The 22,223-nt window shown below is 55.2% G+C and carries 18 protein-coding genes; 4 read left to right on the forward strand and 14 right to left on the reverse strand.

Going from position 1 to position 22,223, the window contains the following annotated elements:
* Positions 1–24 precede the first annotated feature (24 nt).
* The gene (locus PV433_RS15100) at positions 25–696 is read left to right on the forward strand and encodes a TetR/AcrR family transcriptional regulator (protein ID WP_332072908.1); all 672 of its coding nucleotides are present in this window, start codon (positions 25–27) and stop codon (positions 694–696) included.
* A 718-nt stretch (positions 697–1,414) separates the two neighbouring features.
* Here the strand turns inward: PV433_RS15100 and PV433_RS15105 are convergent.
* The 3 genes from PV433_RS15105 to PV433_RS15115 form a co-directional block, all read right to left on the reverse strand.
* Positions 1,415–3,355, reverse strand: coding sequence for a DUF2334 domain-containing protein (locus PV433_RS15105; RefSeq protein WP_332072909.1), 1,941 nt, complete (start codon positions 3,353–3,355; stop codon positions 1,415–1,417).
* 215 nt (positions 3,356–3,570) lie between these two features.
* Positions 3,571–3,789, reverse strand: coding sequence for a cold-inducible protein YdjO-related protein (locus PV433_RS15110; protein ID WP_332072910.1), 219 nt, complete (start codon positions 3,787–3,789; stop codon positions 3,571–3,573).
* Between the two features lie 100 nt (positions 3,790–3,889).
* A complete protein-coding gene (locus PV433_RS15115) occupies positions 3,890–4,090 on the reverse strand; it encodes a cold-shock protein (protein WP_332072911.1) in 201 nt (66 codons plus the stop codon).
* Positions 4,091–4,487: 397 nt separating this feature from the next.
* Here PV433_RS15115 and PV433_RS15120 point away from each other — a divergent pair, with 397 nt between their 5' ends.
* Positions 4,488–5,258: an IclR family transcriptional regulator gene (locus tag PV433_RS15120; protein ID WP_332072912.1), complete on the forward strand. Its 771-nt coding sequence runs from the start codon at positions 4,488–4,490 to the stop codon at positions 5,256–5,258.
* A 246-nt stretch (positions 5,259–5,504) separates the two neighbouring features.
* On the opposite strand, the gene PV433_RS15125 is transcribed toward PV433_RS15120, so the two are convergent.
* Genes PV433_RS15125 through PV433_RS15160 form a run of 8 tightly spaced genes read right to left on the reverse strand, consistent with a single transcriptional unit; the run spans position 5,505 to position 17,667 of the window.
* Positions 5,505–6,488, reverse strand: a complete 984-nt coding sequence (locus tag PV433_RS15125) for a carbohydrate ABC transporter permease (RefSeq protein ID WP_332072913.1) — start codon at positions 6,486–6,488, stop codon at positions 5,505–5,507.
* Positions 6,485–7,381 carry a carbohydrate ABC transporter permease gene (locus PV433_RS15130; RefSeq protein WP_332072914.1) on the reverse strand — a complete coding sequence of 299 codons (897 nt, stop codon included), beginning with the start codon at positions 7,379–7,381 and terminating at the stop codon, positions 6,485–6,487. The genes PV433_RS15125 and PV433_RS15130 overlap by 4 nt, the downstream gene beginning before the upstream one ends.
* The gene (locus tag PV433_RS15135) at positions 7,382–9,610 is read right to left on the reverse strand and encodes a DUF5696 domain-containing protein (protein WP_332072915.1); all 2,229 of its coding nucleotides are present in this window, start codon (positions 9,608–9,610) and stop codon (positions 7,382–7,384) included.
* Positions 9,603–11,660 (reverse strand): YIP1 family protein, encoded by a 2,058-nt coding sequence (locus tag PV433_RS15140; RefSeq protein WP_332072916.1) that lies wholly within the window; start codon positions 11,658–11,660, stop codon positions 9,603–9,605. Before PV433_RS15140 ends, PV433_RS15135 begins: the two co-directional genes overlap by 8 nt.
* Positions 11,661–11,685: 25 nt before the next feature.
* Positions 11,686–12,540: a carbohydrate ABC transporter permease gene (locus PV433_RS15145; RefSeq protein ID WP_332072917.1), complete on the reverse strand. Its 855-nt coding sequence runs from the start codon at positions 12,538–12,540 to the stop codon at positions 11,686–11,688.
* A gap of 4 nt (positions 12,541–12,544) precedes the next feature.
* Entirely contained in the window at positions 12,545–13,531 is a 987-nt protein-coding gene (locus PV433_RS15150) for a carbohydrate ABC transporter permease (protein WP_332072918.1), read from the reverse strand.
* A 3-nt stretch (positions 13,532–13,534) separates the two neighbouring features.
* Positions 13,535–16,537, reverse strand: a complete 3,003-nt coding sequence (locus tag PV433_RS15155) for an extracellular solute-binding protein (RefSeq protein WP_332072919.1) — start codon at positions 16,535–16,537, stop codon at positions 13,535–13,537.
* On the reverse strand, positions 16,534–17,667 hold the full coding sequence (locus tag PV433_RS15160; RefSeq protein WP_332072920.1) for an ABC transporter ATP-binding protein: 1,134 nt from the start codon (positions 17,665–17,667) through the stop codon (positions 16,534–16,536). The genes PV433_RS15155 and PV433_RS15160 overlap by 4 nt, the downstream gene beginning before the upstream one ends.
* Positions 17,668–18,114: 447 nt before the next feature.
* On the opposite strand from PV433_RS15160, the gene PV433_RS15165 reads away from it, so the two are divergent.
* Both PV433_RS15165 and PV433_RS15170 read left to right on the forward strand, forming a co-directional pair.
* The gene (locus PV433_RS15165) at positions 18,115–19,473 is read left to right on the forward strand and encodes an ABC transporter substrate-binding protein (protein WP_332072921.1); all 1,359 of its coding nucleotides are present in this window, start codon (positions 18,115–18,117) and stop codon (positions 19,471–19,473) included.
* A gap of 111 nt (positions 19,474–19,584) precedes the next feature.
* The gene (locus PV433_RS15170) at positions 19,585–19,959 is read left to right on the forward strand and encodes a RidA family protein (RefSeq protein WP_190926361.1); all 375 of its coding nucleotides are present in this window, start codon (positions 19,585–19,587) and stop codon (positions 19,957–19,959) included.
* 66 nt (positions 19,960–20,025) lie between these two features.
* Here PV433_RS15170 and PV433_RS15175 read toward each other — a convergent pair whose 3' ends face one another.
* The 3 genes from PV433_RS15175 to PV433_RS15185 are packed head-to-tail and all read right to left on the reverse strand — an operon-like array spanning position 20,026 to position 22,211.
* Complete coding sequence (locus PV433_RS15175; protein WP_332072922.1) at positions 20,026–20,838, reverse strand: creatininase family protein; 813 nt, start codon at positions 20,836–20,838, stop codon at positions 20,026–20,028.
* Positions 20,839–20,871: 33 nt separating this feature from the next.
* Entirely contained in the window at positions 20,872–21,468 is a 597-nt protein-coding gene (locus PV433_RS15180) for a carbohydrate-binding family 9-like protein (RefSeq protein WP_332072923.1), read from the reverse strand.
* On the reverse strand, positions 21,465–22,211 hold the full coding sequence (locus tag PV433_RS15185) for an SDR family NAD(P)-dependent oxidoreductase (protein WP_332073077.1): 747 nt from the start codon (positions 22,209–22,211) through the stop codon (positions 21,465–21,467). Before PV433_RS15185 ends, PV433_RS15180 begins: the two co-directional genes overlap by 4 nt.
* Positions 22,212–22,223: the final 12 nt, after the last annotated feature.

A 22,223-nucleotide genomic window follows, 5' to 3' on the forward strand; every position in this document is an offset into this window, starting at 1 on the left:
GCACCGGGAGGAGGCCCGCGCCCTATGTCGGACCAAATGGAGTTATGGCTGCAGGAGCAGTTGAAGTTTTACGACGAGGATGAGAAAAAAACGGAAAAGCAGCTGCGAATCTTATCGGCTGCCATCGAAGTATTTGCCGAGAAAGGGTATGCGGCGTCCTCCACGAGCGAAATCGCCCAAAAAGCAGCTGTCGCCGAAGGTACGATCTTCCGGCATTACAAGACGAAAAAAGAACTGCTGCTAAGCATCTTGGCACCGATGATGACCAAACTGCTGGCCCCGTTCGTGCTTCGCGATTTTACGAAAGTGCTTGACGCCGACTATGCTTCCTACGAACAATTTCTGCGTGCCGTAATCGTGAACCGCATCGAGTTCGTCAAAAAGCATTTGCCGGTCGTCAAAATATTGCTCCAGGAGATTCCGTTCCATCCCGAGCTGAAGGAACAATTTCTCGATGCTGTCGCTGGACAAGTGCTCGGACGTTTGACGCCGATTATCGAAAAGTTTCAAGCGAACGGGCAAATCGTCACGATTCCGTCCAAGACCGCGCTGCGATTGACAGGTTCGGCCATCCTCGGATTTTTGGCGATGCGCTATATGCTGCTGCCCCATCTGGAATGGGAGGACGAGCAGGAGATCGAGCACACGATCCAGTTTATTTTGTACGGGTTATCCACTTCGGGACGTCCCGGTTAACGAAAACCGTCCAGTAAAAGCGGCCGGATGGTCCTTTTGACGTGTAAACCCATACGTATGCGCGTGGAAGGGAATGGGTATCGGGCTCCATCCGCTCGCCCTCAATCGTGTTGTCTTTTTGAGGTTTTACGGTTACAACACGACTTCAAATGCGGACCGAATGTGAATTTGGCTAGCTTTATGCCCAATTCACACCCAAACTTTACGCTCCAATACCATTCCCTTGGATTTCTTACGAGCTGTCTTCTACTTCAACACTGAAGCACTTAACATTCTAGTAAATTATAAGCGTCCGGATGGTCTTTGGCATACAAACCCCCTACGTTTGTAAGTAGACAGGAATGTGTAGCTTCACGCCAGCTGCCACCACTGTCGTGTTTGTCAATTGGAGTTGATGTGACAACAACCGGCTTCAACTAAAGCCAGTGAGATTTCTTCCGGAAGTATCACTTCCGTTATTTGTTTCTTACAGCAGGAAATCGGCGCATAACGGAACTATTTGTTCCGCTATTTTCAGTTAAATCGCTTTTATCCCCCTAAAAAGCCAAAATAGCGGAAATCAAATTTCCGCTATAGCAGGAAAGTTACACGTTATACGGAAATACCGGAAGTCAATCTTCCGCTACTCTTTGGATGACCGTTCAACCTCATGCACACAGTTGATAAGCTTCGGCGCAAGGAAGCGTAATTCCCTTCCCTGGCCGAAGCTTTTGTATGGTTATGGCGCCTTGACAGGAACCGGCGGCTTCTTGGTCTGGAACGACAGCGCCATATCGATGTACGGCTGCCCGTCGTCCAGCTCCGCGACGTCCTGGCGTCCGTCCCCGTTCATATCGCAGACGAGTAGTTCCCCGTCCGAATGCCCCCAAGGCCCCATTCGCGAGGACAGCTCGAATTGCAGCGGACCGGTCTGCCGGTATACGGCGAACGTTTTCTCCTCCCGGTTCCAGAACAAAATATCCGTCTTCCCGTCCCCGTTAAAATCCCCGATCTTCACCGTGCCGTCCTCTCCGGTCGGGATATCGAGCTGCAGCACGCGGCGTTTCCATTTCCATGACGTTTCGTCGGGACTCAGCTCGATCCATCTCGAAGAATGAGGGAACGGGATCAGCAGCGATTCGTTGCCGTCTCCGTCCAGGTCGCCGGCGACCAGCCGTACGGGAAGTCTCCGGTCCCAGGGACGGGGAGCCAGCGGCTGCAGCTCACCTTTTTTGAACGAGAAGCTCTCCAGCTGATTGTTATCCGCCGTCTCGCCCGCGATTATCCATTCGCCGCCGTTTTGTTTCAGGGCATACATCGAGCTCCACCCCGGCTTGCCCGTTTTCCAGGAACGGCCCGGCACGAAGCTGTCTCCGCGGGAACGGTACGACTCGAGGGTGCCGTCCGTGCGCATCACCCATAAGTCGGCTTTTCCGTCGCCGTTATCGTCCAGAAGCGTCCAGGAGTCCCCTTTTGTGTAGGGCAGCCGGCACCATATTTTCGGCGCACCGGAGCTTTCGTTCCGCAACCCCCGAAACTCGCCGCTCTTGACGGTCACTTGTCCGTTCTTGCGGTCCCAGACGACGACATCCGCCTGGCCGTCTCCCGTCACATCCGCGGCCGACACCGCCCCCTCCATCCCCGTGCCGACCTGGACGCTATGCGCCGGAACGAACGGGATATAATCCGTAATCGGGATGAAGCTGTAGCCTTTATCCCGAAGACGGCTCAGCAGCTTTTGCAGATTGCTCTTATCCGATGCCGGATAACGGTACAGCGGCAGGCCGTCCTGAACGACCGGCTCCCCCGACTCGTCGGTAACCGGAAGCAAATGACCAAATTCGAGAAAAGGATGATAGAAAAATGAGGGTAGCTTATCCGATTTGTCCAGCTGGTTCATGATGATGTCGGAATCCCGGTTATAAGGAATATAAGAGAACGGTGTCGGCACGTAGATTGCGCCAAGTGAGGACGAGCCGTAACCTTCGTTCCTCTCCGTCTTGTATTGCGTATATAACGTGTTGGCATTCTGATGAACGTCGGCTTGAAAATGAAGCCCGAAATAATTGCGAAACACGGCGTCCTGCTCGGGAAGCGTCCGGTAATGGGGAGCTTCCCAGAAATAAGGGAACAAGCCGGCGCGGCGGAACGTCTCCGCCCCCTCCTCTACTCTTCGGGAGGCGAACTGCGTCGTTAACGTCTCCGCGACGTCGGGGACGTAAAACTCGTCGCCGATTCCCGACTCCTGGTATCCGTCCGGGCGAACCGTGTCGCCAACCTGATGCGTATACCCGTGCATCCCGATCACGGCGCCCGATCTTGCCGCATTGTGCAGCAGAGCCGCAAACGACCGCGCGTATTCGTTATCCGTCTGGTCGATCGACACGTCGTATACCGTACCGTCCTTCAAGACGTTTTTCCAGCGCGGGATGACCGCAATCTGAAAGGGAACGTCCCGTTCTTTCAATAAAGTAAACACGGCCCGCAGCTTGCCGAGGTGTTCCGCACCTTCGTACTGTCCTCCCGGACCGACGTCCTCAAGCCGGATCATGATCTGCTTCGGCCTGTTGTCGTTGCCTACGGCGGACTCCAGGTGCAGCATGTACAACATAACGAATACGACCGCAGCGGCTATCAGAATACGCGAGCGGGGTCGAAGCGCGGTCAACGAACGTTTCACAGTTGGTCCCTCCAGATGCTTGAACAAAATCCCCCATGGAAACCGGTATAACTCCAAGTCCTATCTATAAACAAACGCACGGCAGGCAGTATGGTTGTATTATAGCTTAAACCGCTTACATAAATCATCAAAAAAATCCTCTTCGTCCGTTACTAAGGAAGAAAAGGATTTTCGGGTAACACGAATGTCCGTCCGGACCTCTTGATCGTAGGGTTCTATTCCGCTTTGAACGGTTTCAGGTTTCCGTTAGAATTCGACACCACAGGGATCATCTTTAAAGCGCGAGTCATCGGCGACAAACAAAGGCGGCAAGTGGGCGTGCTCTCGAAAGCAAAGTCGTCTCTCATCCATCCGTTGCAACCTTCTTTCGTACAGGACCAGATTTCCGTTTCCTCGAGCGGCAGCTCTTCCGTAAACCGTCTGCGTTTGTTCATCTCTCTCACGTACCCCTTCCGATTGTAGTGGACCCTTTCTGTATGAAAAAAAGCCGCCCATACAACGAGGCAGGGCAGCTTTTACTACTCTTGTCCGGTGTTACAGCTTCACAACGTTCTCAGCTTGCGGTCCGCGGTTGCCTTGTACCACATTGAATTGAACTTGTTGACCTTCGTCAAGCGACTTGTAGCCTTCGCCGACGATGGCGCTGAAATGAACGAAAACGTCATTTCCGCCTTCCACTTCGATAAAGCCGTACCCTTTTTCAGAGTTGAACCACTTTACAGTTCCCGTTTGCATGGAAATCGCTCCTTTCTGAATAAACTAACATGTTCTGTTTTTTACGACAGAAGCCTGGAATCCGGTTCAAAGCAGAAGCGATTGAACGATCAGGAACATCTGCAACGAAAAAAATTCACATATTGATAAAGGTACCATAATGACGGATGATAACAATTATCGATATGCGAATTTCAAAAAATTCCATTTCCATATCCCACTATACTACATTTACCAGTAAGTTGTCAATCCATACGATGCACCGGCCTGTCTGCTTTTCGCGGACAGTCCCCGGTTTCCGAATAGGCCCGGGCCTGCCTGCAACGGCCAAATAATGATGTCGACAATTTGAAGCAAATACGATAGAATCATTATAGATTTCATATTTATGAAATCTTTTCTATGGAGGGTGAATCCAATGGAACAACAAGCGCCAAAAGTTAAATCTGCCGATCGCGTCCTGGATATTTTCGAATTGTTCACCGGAGAGAAAGATTCGTACAATTTGACGGAAATATCCAAAAATCTGAACATGCCTTCCAGCAGCACGTATCTGATTTTGCAAAACATGCTCAGCCGCGGATATTTGGAGACAGACCGGTCCGGCAAGCAGTTTCGCATCGGCTACAAATTGTTTGCGATTCGTTCCGGCTATATGCGCAACGCCAGCTTAACCGGAGAATTCAACTACATCGCCGAGAAGATTATCCACAATCTGAACGAGACGGTCAGTTTATCGATAAGAACCGGCAATCAGCTTTTATATATCGGAGAAAAGGTGAGCACGCATTCGCTCCGGTTTAATCCGAGTCTCGGCGTAACGCTGCCCCTGCATGCCACCGCGTCGGGCAAAATTTTGCTGGCCGATCTGTCGGCGGAGGAACTGCGCGCCTTGTACCCGTCCGACGAATTGGAGAAAGTGACGAGCAAGACGATCTCCTCCTTCTCGGACTTGCTCAAGGAGCTGGACAAAGTCCGCAAGCAGGAATTCGGCTACAACATGGGCGAGACGGTTGACGGCGTACACTGTGTCGCCGGGGCGGTCAAAGATATGGACGACCGTGCGGTCGCCTCGATCAGCATCTCGATCCCGGTCGTGCGCATTACCGGCGAGGTGTGGGGGAACGTGCACGATTGGATCAGACGCTCGTGCGAGGAGCTTAGCAACAAGGTATACCGCCAAAATTAACAGGCGCGGAGGGGGCGACTCCGCTTCGCCGCCCTCACCCGCCCCGCTTCGGGGCTGTCCCGGAAATACTCGCATGTCAGGGAACATCCCCATTTCCCAATCGAAAGGACAAGGACCTCAAACTCCACTGTAATGTGGAGGCCGAGGTCCTTTTTCTCCAGTCAAACCGGTTCTAAGCGGGGCCCGAATCATCGCGGCCTGACTGTTGAGTTGAGCCCCCCTTTTGACGCAACGCGCCGTGCCGTCCTATTCGACCAGCCCCGTACGCTCGATTCCTTCCGTAAACCAGCGCTGTGCGATGAAATAAACGAGCAGCGGCGGCAAAATAATCAGAAACGCGGCGGCCATCTTGGGCCCTTCCGAGACCGGATCTTTTCCGACGGCTACGCTTAAGCTCAGCGACTTGTTCCCGAGCAGCTCGGTCGACAGCTCGTTCAGGCGCAGCGACAGCGGAATGAAGTCTTTGCTGAGAAACATCGACGGCTCGAAATGCATATTCCAATACCAGACGAACGAGAACAGAAACACGACAAGGCAGGCGGAGCCGGCGAGCGGCATCATGATCCGGAAAAACAACCGGAACACGGATGCCCCGTCCATCTTGGCCGCTTCCTCCAGCGCTTTCGGCTGGGACAGGAAAAACTGCCGGAAGATGATAATGAACAATGCCCCGCGCATCCCTTGGCCCAGTATAGCCGGCACCAGAAAAACGAGCGGCGTGTTCAGCCAGCCGAGCTTGTTGAAAATCATATACAGCGGGATAATCGTAATTTCCGGCGGAACGAGGAACGTTATCAAAATCAAGACGAAAAAGAGCGATTTCCCCGGAAACCGGAGGCGGGCCAGCGCATACCCGGTAAGAGCGCAGGAGAGCACCTGGAACAAGGAACCGAAAAAAGCGATAATAAATGTGTTGGTAAACGCTTCCGGGTATCGGAGCCCTCTCCACGCATCGATATAATTTTGGCTGTGCAGGCTCCGCGGAATCAGTCCGACTACGGGATCGATCAAGTCTTCCAAACTTTTCACGCTGGTGGATACCATGTAAATAATCGGTTTCAAGTAAAGGAAAGCGATGACCGACAACAGGACGATGATCACCGTTTTTGCCACGTATCCGTCATTCACGTTTGGACCGAGCAGCAGCTTGCCCACCCGCTGCGCCCGGCGGCTCTCCGTGAATCGCACCGCCTCCAGCCTCACTTGCCGGTATCGCTCCGTCAACCTCATCGCAGCTCGCCCCTTCCTTTCGTCGCCCGATACGTCAGCCCCACGGTCACGCCAAGCAGGATCAGGATTAGAAGGAAATACAACCACGCCTGAGCGCTCGCATATCCGTATCCCGTGGTCGGGGAGAACATATTGTTTTTGACAATTTGCAGCACGGGGTTAAACGGGAACGTGAACAGATCGACGATCGTAAATACGGCGTTTAACCCGATAAAGGGCAGCATGCCGGGAAACGTAATCTTCCAGAAGCTTTCCCACGGGGAAGCGCCGTCTACCCGAATCGCTTCATAGATCGATCTGGATATCGTCTGGAAACCGGCTAAGAAAATGAGAATTTGCACGCCCGAGTACCATAATATAATAACCGCCCGGCTCAGCACATTCATCACGGTAGCCGCCGTCCGTTCGCTGAAATACTGCTGGACGATCGCAGCCACGTTGTACTGCTCGAGAAACGGCATCTCCCCCGCGCCTTGCGCGAACAGCTCCAGCAGCACCTGCCCAGTCGCAAATAAGACCGGGAGAAAAAAGATCGCCCGCATCAGCCCCCGGCCGGGAAACTTCTGATTCAGCAGCAGCGATACGAAAAACGAAAAGATCAGGATGAGCGGAATGATCATCAGCATCTCCTGAAACAAAGAGAACAGAACGATCGGATAAGCGTTATCCGTCACCAGCATTCGCTTGTAATTGTCGAGTCCCACCCACTCGTACTTGAAGCTGCCGCTGGAAGGCGTTACTTTATTGAAGCTGTTGTAGAGCGACCAGCCGACCGGAAACGCGACGAACCATGCAAAACCGACCAGCCACGGCAGCATGAACAAATACCCGATTCCGTAATCTTTCAGGAGAAGCTTGATGTACCCCAGGCGCCGTTCCGTCTTGCCGACCATCTAGGCTCCTCCTCCTTTCGTTACGTCGAATCGTTTCGTATTGTAATTGACGGTCACGCTCGTTCCGTCGGCATAGGTCGTCTTGTAGACCCCTTCCGAGACCCGCTCGTGACCGGTCATCGGCTGATGGTAGACGGCAGCGAGCTGATTGAACTTCCGGTACTCCTCGATGATCCGGTCTTTCCAGACCGCATATTCCCCGCTGTATATATGGCTGTAATCGGTGTCCTTCAAGACGCGGCTTTCCGAGTAGGTCAGCCTGAAATACGGAACGGCACCGTATTCGATCGCTTTCAGCAGCTGCTCGTCATACACGTCCCGCAAATTGCCGGCCGCCGACGTATATTCTACCGACCCATGGAGCGCCATCGGATAAAAAGGCACCGTCTCGTCGATCATCAGGTCGTAGCTGGAGCTGAACGGCAGCTCTTCGATAAAGCTGACGCGCCCGAGCGAATAGTCGTTGCCCCGGACCACTCCGACCGCCCCCAGCCGGTCGCGGACATAATCAAGCAGCTCCCGGTAGTAGTAGGCGGTATCCTTTCTCGCCAGGGGAGAGGAAGGATTGAAGTCGCTGAACACTTGATCGCCGGGTCCCTCGACGTAATGGATACCGTCCGCGCCGAGCTCCTTCAACCGGTCGACGACGTCTTTTTGCCCGCGTACGGCCTTCACCGGATCGACGATAAACCGGCCATTGCGGTCTTGCAAGACGGCCGTATCGATCCCGCGGATGCCGTCCGACTTGACTTGGAAGCGGGTATAATCCGGAAGTTTCCACGTCATATAATCCTCGAACAGCACCTGGATTCCTTTCTCATGCATCGCCTGGATGAATCGCTTGGCTCCCTCGGTTCCTCCAATCTCCTGCACGACGGGGAAACGCTGATCGGACCGGGCGAACCCGCTATGCTGCCAGCCCTGATACGTCACGCGGATGTTGCCCGCACCCAGCCGCATCAGTTCGTCCACCATGCTCTCCGCTTGTGCGAACGTGGTCGCCGTCTCGTATCGGCTGCCGCCGAATCGGGGCTTCGTCGCTCCGCCTATAAACGACAGCTGCATCGGGATTTGATCGACCGGTTTCAGCCCGGCGGCGAGCACGCCATCTTCCTTCAGATAAGCGCGATACGCCTGCGCCATCCCGACGTAGCTTGCGGCATCGCCGGACAACAGCCGGTATTCCACGCGCCGGTCGTCCTCATTCCGGTTTTTTTGAATCGTGCCGACGACATCCTTCGTAATCCCGCTCACTTTGCGCCCGTACTCCTGCCTATAGCTGAAGTTGGCGCTCACCGTATTGTAGCTCGAAATGTTGCCGGGCAGGACCGCTTTGACCGAGGCGGTATACTGCCCCTCCTTGACGATCGCGGCGAACGCTTGCGTTCCTCGCTTCAGGCCGAATACCGGAAAACCGATCTGCTCGCGCGGCGTCTTCCTCTCCCGCTCTTTCAGATGCGACGGGTCTTCCCCGTAGATCGGGAACTCATAGACGGTTCCGATCGTCGGCCGCTTGCGGTCATAATAGACGAGCCCCCCGGGACCGTCCGGGACGAATAAATAACCGGTCTCTTCCGCCTTCGAAACGGCTCCGAAAAAAGGCAGCACATTAAGCGCAAACAATCGGGCTTCTCCCGTTTCGGCAATTCCCGAGCTGGGGACGGACACTTCGAACCCGCTGTCGGTTATCCGGTACTGCAGCACGAAAGAGATGTGCAGCTCAGTGTGGGTATAGGTTACCTGAATGCCGTCCGTTCCGATCCGGGTGTACCGGGTCGTCATTTTCGGATCGAGCGCATTCGTGACCGAACGTTTCGTCTCCGTTCCCGACGTGTATTCGAGAATATAGGGGGACTGCATATTTTCCAGCAGCGTCCCTTTTACCGTCTCCCCGGCAAGTTGGCCGGCCGGCGGGTTGCTTCGCCACAAGTAGCCGTTTGGTTTGTTCAGCACAGCGATTTGACTCGTCTTCGGATCGAGCCGCAGCGAGAATCGGCTGTTCTCCGCCACCGTCGCGTAGCCATCCGGATCGACCGCCGCCGGCTTCCAATCCTCCCCTTGCGCTACGGACAGCCTAGCGGCGGCAGGAATCTCGATGTTCATCGCTTCCAGCTTCGGCAGCGTATCCCGGTTTAACGCCCACAGCAGTACGATCGCCAGAACCGCCGCAGCTGCCGCGATCAGTTGGATGCGCCTTTTCGGATGCACAGACCATAACCGTCTAACCATTAAACGTCACCTCCCGGTAGATCTGTTCCAGAAAATCGTACAGGTTCATACCGAGCCCGGTCATGATGACCGCAAACACCCACATAACCCCGATCGTAAATACGGTGATGCCTGCATTTTTGATCGCTTCGGTAAAATCGAAATTATGAATGACCTGGGTCATAACGAACAGCAGCAGTACGATCCAGATCCACATGAGCTGATGAATCAGGTCGATCAATATCCATTCTTCGAGCACGGCGACGTTGGAGAGCGCAATCGCCGGGATCTGCATCACCATATAAGGAACGATCGCATAGGTGCTGGCCTGCAGCACTTCGCGAAACCGCCCTTCCCCGCCCTTCACGGAGCTGACCAGGTAGTTCGCGATTACCCACGTCGCCCACGGCACCAGGAGCAGGCCCAAAGACCATTTCAGGTTATAGCTGCCGAGATCGAACGGATACGCGATAAAACCGGAACCGAATATGGACAGCAGATGGACCCCGACGGCAAGAGAGCCGATCAGCAGCAGCACGAACCAGGAAATTTGCCGGTCCTTCAACCGGTAAAACCCTTCATACGGATGGAAAATCAAATAAATCGCATCCTTAAGCTCGGCCGTATAACGCTCCAACCCCCGGGGCCATGTCCGGCTGTGGACGAACGCCCTTCCCTTCCTCCCGAGAAAAACGAGCGCTCCGATCCCGGCAGCCGTTGCCAGAGCCGCTATGAAGAAGTGGTCCTGAATCCATTCGTACCGCAAATTCCAGAAGGCGTCCGAATATCCTTCGGGGTCGTACGATTGCTTGAAATAATACAGCGCGTCGTCATACCGTTTCTCGTGCAGGGCGATTTTGCCCAATCCGTTAAACGAGATGTTGAGCATCCCGTTCTGACGGACGACTTCTTCCCAGTACGCCTTGCTTTTGACATAATCGCCCTCGTAGTAATGATGGGCCGCCGTCATAAAAGCGTCGCCGAAGCTCGTTCGCTTAAAGACGTGAATCAGATTGGAGCGGCTGTCGGCCAGCCATATTTCGTTTCGTCCATTGATTGCGATACTGCTGGCAAAGCTCGTTACCCCGATCTGCCGGGCGTTTTTGTCACCCTCGCTGAAATAAAACAAAACGCCGCCCATCGGGTCGTAGATCGAGATTTCATTAAACTGCCGGTTCATCCCGTACAAAAAGCCGTGGCCGTCCACGGTCATATCGACCAGCTGCGTTTCCCCGAACTCTTTGTTTTTGAACGCGTCGGAGCCTCCGGCGTTCAGCTTTTTGATCTGCCCGTCGTTAAGTGCGGTTGCGGTCGTTGTGAACAAAAAGCCGTCTTCGGACAAGGTGACGTTTGCGATCGAGTCCGGGCGCTTCGCGACCTCCTGAGCCAGCTGCACCTGGTTGAGCACCGTCCGCTTCAGCCGGTCCATCCAACTCAGCTTCGCTTTGTTCGCCCCGAAAAACCCGGTAAACTCGCCTTCCGGATTCATCCGCAGCAAGCCCTGATAGGTGTCTTTTATGACGACATACAGAAACCCGCGGTTATCCACAACCAGTTTGGTCGGAATAAAAAAGTAGTCTTTCCCCAGCACGCTGGAGTCCGGCTTGGCGAACACCTTCAACAGGCTGCCGTCCGGCGCATATTGGACAATCGTCTCCCCGGCGGTATTGGCCGCGTAGATCGTACCGTCTGCAGCGACGAACACGCCCTCCGGACGGCTCAGCTTGCCCGGCCCCTCCTCCTCGCCGATCGTACGGATGAATTGTCCGGACGGACCGAGCTCGACGATGCGATCGTTCCCCGTGTCGGCGATGTAGACGTGGTCGTTGCCCGCTATGAACAGGTCGCTTGGCGCGGAGAACGGCTTCTTCATCGAGTTGCCGTCGATGATGCGGTCCGGTACATATAAAGGCTGAATCTGATTCATCCCGCCGGTGACCGGATCGACATAATAGGTGCTGTAGGGCAGCTTGGCCCATGCCGCCTGCGGGACCAGCAAGCCGAGCAGACATAAGACGGTGAGCATAGTCACAGTGGTTATCATCCAACCGGATGCGGCGCGTCGGATCATCGGAAGCCCTCTCTTTTTCCCCATATTACTTCACACCCGAATGCAGCATCGTTTCGATCATTTTCCGCTGGAACAGCAGGAACAGGATCAGATTCGGCAAAAACATCAGCAGTCCGACCGCCGCCGCCATGCTGGCCGCCGCAACGCCGGGGACGTTCGTCGTGAGGCTGGTCACATAAAAGGCCAGCGTCTTCATCGTTTCTTTTGTCGTGTACAGCGTCGAGGTTTCCACATCCAGATATACGGCCTGAAACGTAATGATAGTGACCGTTGCCACCGCAGGCGCCGTGAGCGGAATCACGATGCGCGAGAAGATGTACAGATCGCCGGCGCCGTCCAGCTTGGCCGCTTCCAGCAAGGAGTCCGGGATTTGGTCGATAAATTGCTTCATCAGGAACACCGCGACCGGCGAAGCGATAAACGGCAAAATATGAGCGAGATACGTATTTTTCAGCCCCAGACTGCTTACGACGAGATAGCGGGGGATCGCTACGGTCTCCGGAGCGAACATAAGCGCGATCATGATGAAGGCCATTATGGCCGTTTTAAAATGAAACCGGTGCTTCGCAAGCACATAACCGGCCATCGTGCTGACGAGGATGACGGACACGGTGGACACCGCCGAAACGAGTACGCTGTTGAACAAGTACCGCGTCGCCGGAACGAGTCCGGCCGACGTATGAAGCAGCAATTGTTCGAAATTGCGCATCGTCGGGTGCTTGACGAAGATCGTAGGCGGAAACAAAAACAGCTCGTTTAACGGCTTGAAGGCGTTATTAAACAAAAAAACAATCGGCACGAGCATAAACGCGGCCACAGCGGCAAGGAATCCGACCAGCACTACCCGGGAGAACGAGAGCTTGCGAATCGAAAGCAGCATTCCGCTATTCCCCCTTCGATCCGAACAGCTTGTAGCTAAGCTTCATCAGGCCATAGCTCATGATCAGCAGCACGACGGACAACGAGGAAGCGTAACCCCATTCATACCGCAAATAAGCATAGTCGTCGATATGGTTCGTGATGAGGTGTCCGGCATAGTCCGGCGTAATCGTCAGTCCCGTAAGCTGGGTCGAGATCGCCCCCGCCTTCAGCGTGCCGACGATCGCCATGACCGCGCTGAACAGCATCTGCGGCTTCATCGCCGGAATCGTGATATAGTACACTTCCTGCAAGCTGTTCTTGATCCCGTCGATTCTGCCCGCTTCGTACAGCTCCTTGTTCACGGTTTGCAGCCCGCCAAGCATGGCGAGAAACCCGACCCCCATACTGGTCCACAACGTCACGACAATCATGATGGTCATCAAATATCTCGGGTCCTGCAGCCATAGATGCGGCGATTCGATGAACCCGAGACGCATCAGCACATTGTTCAAATACCCGACCCGGTCGCCGCTGAACGTAGCCGCCCAGACGACCGACAGCGCCACTCCCCCGACCATGGACGGCGCATACAGCGCCAGCGTGAAGTAATCGCGGATGCCGGAGGGCAGCTGATGAATGAGCCAGGCGAACACGAACGACAGCACATAACCGCCGGGCCCGACGATGATCGCGAACTTCAGCGTATTCGGAAGCGTGTATTTCATAAATACGATGTCCTGCGTCAACATGTAGACGAAGTTGCTCGCCCCAATAAATCGCGGAAACTCGATTCCGTTAAAGGAAGTGACGCTAAGCAAAGCCGCCATCAGCACCGGAACGATAATAAAACAGGCAAAGCAAATGAGGAAGGGAGCCAGAAACAAATACGACAATCGGTCGCGCCAGCATTCCCGTAAAAATCGTTTGATTCTCGCTATCGTCTTAGGAGCCGGGGTTCTCGGCCCGCCCGGCGGCAGCGTAACGGCGTTGGACAGTTGTACGGGTTCCATAGGTTACTCCCTTCCGTAAGGCTGGTTGTATGGCGTTACTTGCAGATTGTCGTCCGGCGTGAGACCGAACTCCTCCTGCTTGCGCCTCATTTCCCGCTGCAGCGACATTTCGGATTTGCCGAGCGTCTCCCGGGCCGGTTTTCCTCCGATGACCGTATTGATCCAGGCAAAATCCATCTCGCGGGTCAGAAAATAATAACCCGGAACGTACGGCACGTTTTTGGCCCACCGGTCTTGTTCGTTCAGCGCCTTCAAGTCGTCTTCGGACCAGGGCAGCGTCTGCATCGCGGCCACGTTCGCCGTATACCAGCGGTACTCGATGCCGGCATACGATTCGATATCGTTGCCGTACCGGCTCTGGACGCTACCCGACGTCCACCACTCCAGAAACTTCCACGCCTCTTCCTTGCGCTTGCTCTGCTTCATCATAAAAGCCGACGTCGTTTCCTGCGGCGCCCATCGCACCACGGTGCCGTCCGGCTGCCGGGTGCCCGGGACGGGAACCATCTTCCAGTGTCCGGCGAGCTCGGGAGCGGCGACCGTCAGTTGAATGTTCAGCATAAAATCGCTGATCCCGATCGGCATATCCCCATACCGGAAATGGTTGATGAAGGCCGGAACTTCCTGCGGCAGGCTGTATTTGCTGAACCACTCCGTATATTGCTTGAACGCGGCCAGCCCCTCCGTGCTGGTCAGCTCCGTCTGCAAGCCGTCTTCCGTATAAAACTCCGCTCCCTGCTGATAAAAGGGCAGCGCATAGTGCAGGCTGTAGGCGCCCGACGTCGTCAAGTTGGAGTGGATCGTACCGTCGATTTTTCTCGGATATTTAAACGACATGCCTCTCTCCTGCAAGGTCGGCAGCAAACGCATCAGATCGTCCCACGTATCCGGCGGCTCGATGCCCAACTGCTCGAAGATGTCGGTCCGGTAAAACATCATGTTGTACGTCTGGGTCTCCGGCAGCCCGTATACGCCCCCTCCGTAGTTATACGATCGCATGATCCCGGGATTGAACCGTTTGAGCACTTCCTCGAACCCGTCATACTGCGACAAGTCTTCCGCCGCACCGCGCATGGCGAAGTCGACCGGCGTCTCCATCCCGACGCCAAGCGCCAGATCCGGCTGATCGCCTGCCGCATTGCCCATCAACAGCACGTTCTGATTCGGGATCAGATTCACATTCACTTTAATGCCCGTCTGCGGGGTAAATTCCTGCTCGATCAGCGATTGCAGCAAATCGACGTAGTCCCGTCCGCGCTGCACCCAGATCGTCAGGGCGTTCTCGTCGTTCAGCTCGTTCGTATCGTAATTCTCGAAGAAGGAGCGGGCGAAGTTCACCGCCGTATACCGCACCTTGTCCCAACCGTTCGGGATCTGGAACGGCGGGTTCGTCTGCGGGGTTCGCACGACGATATAATCGAGCTGCAGCGCCTGGCTTTCCACCGGTTTGATCCAGGTGCCGATGCCTGACACGATATCCGAGAAGGCAGTCACCTGATTCGGAATCTCGTTGACGTCTTGCTTCAGCGACCGGACCAGGTCGATCAGCGCGCTCAGAGCCGTAGTCGGATCGGTAACCGCCTGGTTCAGTCCGAGCAAGTAGTCGCGGACGACCTCCATCTCATCGTTGACGGATTGCAGCTTGTTTTCGATCTCCGGATCGAATTTCTTAATCTCCCATGTCCGCGCGGTGTCGATGTTCTGATCGGCGCCGAAGCCGTAGTTGCCGGAGATCGCCCGGATCTCCTTCTCGATCGACATGACCCGTTGTCTAATTTCATGCAACGCCTCGACCGCAGGACGGACGAGCGAATTATCCGCGACCAGCTTAAGCCGGTGCGTGCCCTCGGTCAGATGGAACAAGTACGGCTCTCCGTCCGGGTCCGCAAGCGGCTTGATCTCCAAAGCGCGGTTCGGGGCGAAGCGGTAATGCAGCATTTCCCGGAACGGTACCTGATCGTCGATCAGCACCGTCCGGTACACGGACGCATTCCCGTTATAGCCTTGAAAATATTTCAGATCGATCGCGTAATATCCGGTCTCCGGTACGGCAATCTCCCACTCGACCGACTGGCCCGCCTTCTCCCACGAAGTGCCTCCGAGCGCGTTGTACGTTATTTTGCCTTTCGCGTCCGGGGAGACCAGCGGCTCCGCCACGCTTATCGTTCGGGTGCTGACCGCAGACTTCTGCAGAAATTGCTCCGCTTCGTACCGCTGATACCAGTCCTTCTGCGGCCCGCTGCCGGCCGGATGCCGGCCGGCGTATTCGGCGTAAGCCGGCAGCTTCTCGGGCGAAGCGAGTGTAAGCGAATACAAGGCAACCGGTTCTTTCACTCCGACCAGCCGGATCGTATGCGGGCCCTTGGTCAGCGCCCAGCGCAGCGGCTCCGAGGAGAGCGAATAGTCGGTTACGCGTGCGGTCTGCCAGCCGCTTCTTTCCTCCTGCACCGGACGGATCTCATTGCCGATCCCATTGCGGTCGTACGGGTACTTGGCGTCTCTCCACTGCCGGTCCAGTACGATCCGCCCCGCTTCGGCGAACGGATACTTGCCGTCGATCTGTACGCCCCGGACGATCTCCGAGAAGCTTCCTTTCATAGGCGCATACTCGATCATCAGATCGTACAGTCCGTCCTCCGGCACCTCCACGTTCCATTCGAGCCAGCCTTTCGCATGGGTCCATTCCACGATGTCCGCCTTCTTCGCGTCATCCCGGCGGCGCTGGACGCCGGCATCCGGCGACATCCCGCTGTATTCGGCCGCGAGCACGCGGGCCCCCGATGTCCCGGCCGGCTGGAACCGGCTGAATTCGCCGCTGCGCTGCCACAACACGTAAGGGACCGGCTGCCGGTCCGCGGCCGCGGCAGACAAACGGATGTCCGACTGGGCGACAACCGGGAAGCTGGCCGGCTCCGTAGATGACGAGCGCCAGAAGATCCATGCGATCCCGCACACGGCTAACGTGCCGAACAAGATACGTCCGCTTCTTCTCCAGCGCCGGCTCATAATCGAAGATCCCCCTGCGCCGCAAAGGCAACTCCGCTTTCCGAGTCGAAGAAATGCGCCCGATCCATACGCACGACAAGCGATACCGTATCGCCGGGCTGAATCGGTGTATGCGCTTCCGCTCGCGAGATGAACGTATCGTCCCCCGACTTGGCATGCAGAAACGTGTTGGAGCCCATCGGTTCCCTCGAATCGACGATGGCGCTTACTCGCCAATCCGGATACTGTTCGAGCGCCCAAGACTCGCTCAGCACATATTCCGGCCGGATGCCGAGCACGACTTGGCGCAAATTCGTCCGGGCTGCGATAATTTGGGCGCAGCGGCTTTCCGGCACCCGTATTTTCAGCCGCCTGTTCTCAAAATAAAAGACGTTGTGTTCCGATACGATCGCCCCCGGTATAAAGTTCATCTGCGGGGTGCCGATAAATCCGGCTACGAACATGTTGTTCGGATGGTCGTACAAGTGCTGGGGCGGGGCCACCTGCTGGATCTTGCCTTTCTCCATCACGACGATCCGCGTTCCCATCGTCATCGCTTCCGTCTGATCGTGGGTGACATACACCATCGTCGTTCGCAGCTCGCTGTGCAGCTTGCTGATTTCCACACGGGTCTGCGTCCGGAGCTTGGCGTCCAGGTTCGAGAGCGGCTCATCCATCAGAAACACTTGCGGCTCCCGCACGAGGGCGCGCCCCAACGCTACGCGCTGCTTCTGTCCGCCGGACAGCTGACCGGGCCGCTTCGCCAGGAAATGCGAGATCTCCAGCATCTTGGCCGCCCGGCTGACCCGCTGCTCGATCTCGTGCTTCGCCACCTTATGAAGCTGCAAGCCCAAAGCCATATTTTCAAACACGGTCATATTCGGATACAGGGCATAGTTTTGGAAAACCATTGCAATATCGCGATTTTTCGGGGATACGTAGTTGATGAATTTGCCGTCTATGTATATATCGCCCTGCGATACTTCCTCCAGGCCGGCGAGCATCCGGAGGGTCGTGGACTTGCCGCATCCCGAAGGTCCGACCAGGACAAGGAACTCCCCGTCGGCTACATCCAGATGAAAATCGTTAACCGACGGATTCGCTTCCCCCTTGTAGTACTTGTACACGTGGTTGAATGCAACGCTTCCCATACGGACCTACCCCCACATTCAAATCTTAAAAACTTTTCCTATACATGAATAAATCATAGCAAAATAATATAATCACGTAAACACAAATATTATTACATATATATACGGTGAATCACTTTTTTTCGCGCATATCATTTTTCTATTTATCGTATACATGAAATTTATTTCTTGACTTGAGAAATGTTCGTGATAAAATCGAGAAAGAAAAGCTTTCGTCCGAAGCGTTTTCGATGAGCGGTTCCGCTTCTCGCTTGATCCGGCTCCATATTCCGAATCGTTCAGAAAACCCGAGATGTATGCGCTTACTATCCGAATATGCGAATGATATGTAGGGGGGATTGCGGGATTGTAACCATCTGGATGAACCGCGACGATCACTGTCGCAGATAAGGGTTATGTAATGATGAAAACTGGGTGTCACTCGAATCGATATGTGGAGGCGATCCAATGAAATTCCGTAAAAAGCGTTCACGGCAATTCGCGCTGATCAGCACGTTCATCCTGGTCCTCACCTTCCTGCCTTTATTAGCCGCTTGTTCCGGCGGAAGCTCCGGGAAACCTGCCGATCCGACCGGCAACACCCCGACTCCGAATACCGCCGCACCTGAGAAAAAGGACCCGGTTACTTTAAAAGTATTAACCTGGAACGCAGGACCTTTCCAGAAGCTGTTCGACAAGTTCACCGAGAAATACCCTTGGATTACGATCGACGCCAGTACGAAGATCAACGGAGGCATCATCAAAAACGTCATAGCCGGCGATCCCGCCGACCTCGTCTTTCTCGACAACGGGTTGTCGGAATGGATGAGCGGCGATCTTCTGGAAGATTTGACTCCTTACATCAAGAAAGATCAAAGAATTCAAAGCGCGAACAAGATCGATAACTTGCTGGAATCGTTCGCAACCGGCGGCAAACAGTGGACCGTCCCCTTCTCCGACATTCCGATGTGGATCATCGTCAACAAAGATTTGATGAAGAAATACGGAATGACGATGCCCAAAAACGATTGGACGTATAACGACTTCCTCGAGATGGCCAAAAAAGCGACGAATACGGCGGCAAACGATTGGGGCATGGTCGGCATGGGCCATGAATTTACGAGCATCCTGACGATGGCCAATGGAAGCGCCGATAACTACCGGTATATGAACAAGGACTCTTCCCAGAGCGTCGCCCATACGCCGGCCATTCAGGAAGACTTCAAATGGGTTCAGGATTTGACGAACAAATGGCACGTCCAGCCTACCGTTCAAGAGCAAAAAGATTTGGGCATACCTGCCGTAGCGGAAGAAGCTTTCATAAAAGGCAATGTCCTGTTCATGCTCGGCGCGGACTGGATGCTGGAGACGATTCAGAAAGCGAAGTTCGAGTGGGACGTTCTGCCGATGCCGAAGGGCAAAAAGATGCAGGCGACGATTCATCAGGCAGGCCCGATCTCGATTCCGAAAGCGTCCAAACATAAAGAGGAAGCGTTCCTGTACATCAGCTTCCTGTTCGATATCGAAGCCCAGAAAACGATGATTGAAACCGGCTCCAGCGCGTTCGTCAAAGATCCTGTGTTGGAGAAATATTTCGGCGAGGTGCCGCTCTGGAAAGGCAAAAACGTCGAGGCGCTGCAATTGTCCGCCAAAATGTGCTGCTTCTCCAGCGATCCGCGCACCGTCAATCTTGGCGATTTGGCCGGCAAGGTCAACGCTTCCATCGATAAACTGATCCGCGAAGGCGGCAATATCAGCACCGTGTTCCCGGCGATCGAGGCTTACAACACCAAAGCTCTCGAGACCCGCAAAGCTTTAGGCTGGTAGATATCGGTCCCTCGGAGGAGGAACGGGGCGGAAGTAAGCGGAAACCGGCCGTCTCGCCTCCCCGGGGCCAATCGGATACGTACACCTTTTCCGCGGAGAGGATCATGAGCATTGGATACGAAATTACAAAAATACGGAATGGATGAAGTTCCCTTCTCGTCTGCTACGCCTACGGAATCGCTGCTGTTCGTATCCGGGCAAGGGGGAGTGGATCCGCATACAGGCGATATTACGGCGGACGATCTGGAACATCAGACGATCGTAACCGTCCAGAACATTGAACGCATCTTGTCTCAATCCGGATTAACGCTGCGGGACGTGGTAAAGGTCAACGTATATCTATGCAAGCGGGAACACTACGAGCTGTTCAACCAAATTTACGCCCGCCTCTTCCCCTGCCCTTACCCGGCGCGCACACTCGTCTATTGCGAACTCAATTTCGACTTGCTTGTCGAAATCGACGTGATCGCCAAGCTGAAAGCATAAGCCCGGTACGTTCAGTGAAGGGGAGCGACGAGCTGCGGCTCGTCCTCCCCTTTGTATGTTCTTGGCTTATATGCCATTTTCCTGCTTTCCATTCACAGCCAAGCTTCTCTCCCCGGTCTCCATCGATTGATACGTCCGGACGAGCCATTCGGCGACGCTACGGCTGATTACATCCAAATAAGCGCGCCCTTTCTCCGCAGTTGCCCGGTGCGGGGAATCGGTATATCCGTCCGCTCCGGTCAGTTCTCCATGCCTGCCAATAAATGTTCCGGGCGGCCCCGAAAGAATCCAGGGACGCTGGGGATGTTCCCCGGCAGCCCTGTCGGTATGAACCAGTTCCTCGCGCAAGGCCAGTATCGCCGAAGTCTCGAACCCTCCCGCATGGCCCGGCACCATGCCGACTTGCTCCGCATCGGCGAGCCGAAGCGCTTCCTTCGCAACGCTCCAGTAGGAAGCCGAGGCGGTCCAGATCGGATGCGAGACGGCCAGATCGCTCGCCGTCTGCTGCATGATCGGATCGTTTCCGCCGTGGCCGTTAAGGAATACGATTTTACGGAACCCGTTCGCGACGAGGCTTTCCCCGATATCCCGTAGCATCCGCACATAAGTTGCCGAAGAGAAGCTCAGCGTTCCTCCGAAGGCGAGATGATGATGCGAGCAGCCGATCGGGATGAGCGGACAGAGCAGGAGCGGAACCGAAGAGGCCGCACGAAGCGCCGCTCCGTTCGCGATATGCCCGCAGATCAGGCTGTCGGTGTATACGGGGAGATGCGGCCCGTGCTGTTCCGTTGCCGCCAGCGGAACGACGGCCATATAACCCTGTTTGGCTTTGGCCGTTAGTTCTTCCCTCGTATGCTCGTGATACAAGAAGGATTTCATGATTTGCCCCGTCTCCTCCCCCATGGCGTAATGTTACTTGACGAACCGTAACGTTCCGAATCGCGACGGAATATGGTAATTGACCGCCCCCGTCGGCGACCATGCCTGGTAATACCGTTTATTGTCCCGGTCCTCGTCGATTCTGTAAAAGTTGATGCGCCACAACGTCCCCGATTCCGGCCGCCGGCTAAAATGGATGAACGGCAAGCGGATCTCGTAGAGCCGAAGATCGCCTTCGTTCCATACCTTCGTCTCCATTCCGTCCGCATCCCACTCCGTATGTACGCGAATCCGCCCGTCCTCGTTGTCCACGCGGGCATCGAACACTACGTTCAAGGGGCTGAGCTCCAGCTCGATATAATGCCGCCCCGTCCCCTCTTCATCTATGAATACTTCCACTACATCCTGTTCGTACAACGGATCGTCGCGTTGCGTATAATCGGCGACCGTATGATCATCGACACATTCGAACCGGAAATAAACCGCATCCCCGTCCCAGCACGTCATCACCCGCGTCGGTTGCTGCACCTGACCGCCGCTGACGACATCGACCAGTTGTTCCGCCTGCAGCGTCTCCCATCTCCTGGTCTCATCCTCTGTAAATTTGCATTCTATCGTTTTTGGCGTCATGCATGAAACCCTCCATCCACTTTATAAATCGAGCCGGTTATATAAGAGGAAGCGTCCGACAACAAAAAGGCGGCCATCTCGTTAATCTCGTCGGCACTGCCGCTGCGGCCCAGCCAGGTTCGGCTGCGAATTGCTTCTTTTTCCTTCTCGGATTGGCGCGCGAAATCTTCCTTCGCCCTGAAATCGCCGGGAACGAGCACATTCGCGCGTATCCCGTATGACGCGTAATCGGCAGCCAGCACTTTCGTAAACTGATGGATCGCCGCTTTGCCGGCTCCATAAGCCAGACAGCCCTCCGACACGATCTCCCCGAGAATCGAGGACGTATTGACGATCGATCCGCCGCCCGAGCGGATCATCAGGGCGAGCGCGTATTTATTAACCAGGAACGTGCTCGTCAGCGTCCCCCGGATCGTATCCTCCCATTCCGTCAGCGTGATCTCAAGCGCAGGCTTCCACACATTCGCGAACACATTATGATACGTCCCGTCCAGCCTGCCGAAGCGGCGTTCGACTTCAGCTACGACGTCCATCACCTGCCGTTCGTCGCACAGGTCGGCCTGCATGAAGGCGAACCGCTTGTCCCCGTACCGCGCTTCCAACGCTCCGATCTCCGGAAATGCCGCAAGAGAAGCGCGGTCGCAGATGAACACCGCCGCTCCTCTTGCCAGAAACATGCGCGCGGCCGACCGGCCCAAAGCGCCTAAACCGCCGGTGATCAGCACCACTTTATTGTCCAGCATACTCACGCGGTT

The organism is Paenibacillus sp. GYB004, from assembly GCF_036577605.1.
Lineage (GTDB): Bacteria > Bacillota > Bacilli > Paenibacillales > NBRC-103111 > Paenibacillus_AB > Paenibacillus_AB oceani.

Excerpts from the sequence above, each read along its gene's own strand:
- PV433_RS15100 (WP_332072908.1), top strand. The coding sequence starts at position 25 with ATGTCGGACCAAATGGAGTTATGGCTGCAGGAGCAGTTGAAGTTTTAC.
- PV433_RS15110 (WP_332072910.1), bottom strand. The coding sequence starts at position 3,789 with ATGAACAAACGCAGACGGTTTACGGAAGAGCTGCCGCTCGAGGAAACG.
- PV433_RS15115 (WP_332072911.1), bottom strand. The coding sequence starts at position 4,090 with ATGCAAACGGGAACTGTAAAGTGGTTCAACTCTGAAAAAGGGTACGGC.
- PV433_RS15120 (WP_332072912.1), top strand. The coding sequence starts at position 4,488 with ATGGAACAACAAGCGCCAAAAGTTAAATCTGCCGATCGCGTCCTGGAT.
- PV433_RS15125 (WP_332072913.1), bottom strand. The coding sequence starts at position 6,488 with ATGAGGTTGACGGAGCGATACCGGCAAGTGAGGCTGGAGGCGGTGCGA.
- PV433_RS15130 (WP_332072914.1), bottom strand. The coding sequence starts at position 7,381 with ATGGTCGGCAAGACGGAACGGCGCCTGGGGTACATCAAGCTTCTCCTG.
- PV433_RS15135 (WP_332072915.1), bottom strand. The coding sequence starts at position 9,610 with ATGGTTAGACGGTTATGGTCTGTGCATCCGAAAAGGCGCATCCAACTG.
- PV433_RS15140 (WP_332072916.1), bottom strand. The coding sequence starts at position 11,660 with ATGATCCGACGCGCCGCATCCGGTTGGATGATAACCACTGTGACTATG.
- PV433_RS15145 (WP_332072917.1), bottom strand. The coding sequence starts at position 12,540 with ATGCTGCTTTCGATTCGCAAGCTCTCGTTCTCCCGGGTAGTGCTGGTC.
- PV433_RS15150 (WP_332072918.1), bottom strand. The coding sequence starts at position 13,531 with ATGGAACCCGTACAACTGTCCAACGCCGTTACGCTGCCGCCGGGCGGG.
- PV433_RS15155 (WP_332072919.1), bottom strand. The coding sequence starts at position 16,537 with ATGAGCCGGCGCTGGAGAAGAAGCGGACGTATCTTGTTCGGCACGTTA.
- PV433_RS15160 (WP_332072920.1), bottom strand. The coding sequence starts at position 17,667 with ATGGGAAGCGTTGCATTCAACCACGTGTACAAGTACTACAAGGGGGAA.
- PV433_RS15165 (WP_332072921.1), top strand. The coding sequence starts at position 18,115 with ATGAAATTCCGTAAAAAGCGTTCACGGCAATTCGCGCTGATCAGCACG.
- PV433_RS15175 (WP_332072922.1), bottom strand. The coding sequence starts at position 20,838 with ATGAAATCCTTCTTGTATCACGAGCATACGAGGGAAGAACTAACGGCC.
- PV433_RS15180 (WP_332072923.1), bottom strand. The coding sequence starts at position 21,468 with ATGACGCCAAAAACGATAGAATGCAAATTTACAGAGGATGAGACCAGG.
- PV433_RS15185 (WP_332073077.1), bottom strand. The coding sequence starts at position 22,211 with ATGCTGGACAATAAAGTGGTGCTGATCACCGGCGGTTTAGGCGCTTTG.